At 59.8% G+C, this 1,624-nt stretch carries 2 protein-coding genes; one reads left to right on the forward strand and one right to left on the reverse strand.

The annotated features are described in order from the left end of the window. Positions 1 to 664 (reverse strand): LysR family transcriptional regulator (locus tag HX846_RS30610; protein WP_178966821.1); only part of this gene is annotated, 664 nt, incomplete at its 3' end. 168 nt (positions 665 to 832) lie between these two features. Between HX846_RS30610 and HX846_RS30615 the strand changes: the two genes are divergently transcribed. Then, entirely contained in the window at positions 833 to 1,546 is a 714-nt protein-coding gene (locus HX846_RS30615; protein ID WP_003209547.1) for a tellurite resistance TerB family protein, read from the forward strand. The last annotated feature ends 78 nt before the right edge of the window (positions 1,547 to 1,624 follow it).

Genomic DNA, 1,624 nt, shown 5'->3' on the forward strand with positions numbered 1-1,624 from the left:
GCAAGGTGACGCGAGGTTGCAGCCCGGCGCCGGTCCACATGCGTTGGGCGTTGTGGCCCATTTCGTCGACGTTCAGTTGAATCAGCGGCTCGCGGGCAACGTCGGCGAGGTTGATGCTGTCGTGTTCCAGCAGCGGGTGCTGGGCGGGCAGCCATAAACGGTGGGGCGAGTGGGTGAGCACTTCGGTTTGCAGGGCGTGGCGGTCTTCGAGGTTGGAGAGGATCAGCACGCCGACGTCGATTTCACCGCTGACCAGCAGGTGTTCGATGTAGGGGCGTTCGTCCTCCATCACGCGGATTTCGACATTGGGGTAGGCGCGCTGGAAGCGGGTAAGCAAGTCCGCCAGGTAGTAGCCGGCGACCAGGCTGGTCACGCCGATGATCAACTGCCCGGCCACCTGGTCGGTGCTCTGTTGCAGGCTGCGCTTGGCGTTGTCGACGGTGGCGAGGATGAGGTGCGCCTGGCGCAGGAACTGGTGGCCCTGGTGGGTCAGGGTCATGCCCTTGGCGTGGCGGTTGAACAGGTTGACGCCGATTTCCTGTTCCAGTTGCTGGATCGCCAGGGTCAGGGTGGACTGGGAGATGAAGGCGGTCTGGGCAGCGGCGGAGATCGAGCCGGTCTCGGCCACGGCGATGAAGTGACGGATCTGACGCAAGGTCATCATGCTGGAATTACCAGTGGGGTGTTTTTATAGATTTGTTCGAGTGTATATCGTTTTAATTGAGGGGTAAGCGCGTTACATCTGGAAGCACTCTAGATCGGGGGTTTTTGGCACTTAGTTTTACGCTGGGGGCCTATTGGTCCTGTGAACTTGAGTTTCTGGAGGTTGTGAATGAATACCCGTGGATTGCTCGATCAACTGCTCAAATCCGGCCAGGACATGTTGCAGAACAAGGCTGGCGGGCAGCGCAAGTCAGATGACAAGGGTGCCCTTGGCGGACTGCTGGGTGGCGGCGGGTTGGGTAGCTTGCTTGGCGGTGCCGGTGGTGGGGCCCTCGCGGCCGGCGCCATGGGTCTGTTGCTGGGCAACAAGAAAGCCCGCAAGTTTGGCGGCAAGGCGCTGACCTATGGCGGGTTGGCTGCTTTGGGGGTGATTGCCTACAAGGCCTACGGTAATTGGCAGGCGCAGCAGGCCAGTGCGCCTCAAGGGGAGCCGCAGACCATTGATCGGTTGCCGCCGGCCCAGGTCGAACAGCACAGCCAGGGGATTTTGAAGGCGCTGGTGGCTGCGGCCAAGGCTGACGGGCATGTGGATGAGCGTGAGCGGGCGTTGATCGAAGGGGAGTTTGTGAAGCTGGATAACGATCGTGAGTTGCAGCAGTGGTTACATGCCGAGCTGAACAAGCCGCTGGATCCGGCAGATGTGGCTCGGGCTGCCAGTACTCCGGAGTTGGCTGCCGAGATGTATATCGCCAGTGTGATGTTGGTGGATGAGGAGAACTTCATGGAGAAGGCTTACCTCGATGAGTTGGCGCGGCAGCTTAAGTTGGAGCCGGGGTTGAAGGCTGAACTGGAGAAGCAGGTGCGGCAGGCTGAGGTGGTTTGATTGTGTACATATCCGTTTCTGCGGTAACGGCTACTTATGGTAAAAGCAAAGACCAGAACGAAAGCAGAGCCGCTTTTC

This window comes from Pseudomonas sp. K5002 (assembly GCF_013386655.1).
Classification (GTDB): domain Bacteria; phylum Pseudomonadota; class Gammaproteobacteria; order Pseudomonadales; family Pseudomonadaceae; genus Aquipseudomonas.